The sequence below is a fragment of the Psychrobacter sp. CAL346-MNA-CIBAN-0220 genome, assembly GCF_040309805.1.
Lineage (GTDB): Bacteria > Pseudomonadota > Gammaproteobacteria > Pseudomonadales > Moraxellaceae > Psychrobacter.
Genome location: NZ_JBEOPF010000797.1, coordinates 1 through 231 on the forward strand (window position 1 = coordinate 1; position 231 = coordinate 231).

1 protein-coding gene is annotated in these 231 nt (G+C 63.2%); it reads right to left on the reverse strand.

What is annotated here, in order from left to right; all coding sequences use genetic code 11:
• Window positions 1-231: OprD family outer membrane porin (locus AAEY88_RS15710; protein WP_350563894.1), on the reverse strand; the 231-nt coding region annotated here is incomplete at both ends.

The window sequence follows — 231 nt, forward strand, 5'->3', positions numbered from 1 at the left end:
GTGTTGGAGATGCGGAACTTGACCGCGCCGCCGCCTTTGGAATAGTCATCTTGCGAGCGACCGTCGGAACCAGTAGGGAACAGGCCGGTGCCGGCGCGGCCCTTGCCGCTGTCGAGCTTGAGGCCCATCAGGCCGATCACGTCCACACCGACACCAATGGTGCCCTGGGTGAAGCCCGATTCGTACAGGGCATTGAAGCCCAGGCCGGTTTCTTCAGCACGGCTCTTACGC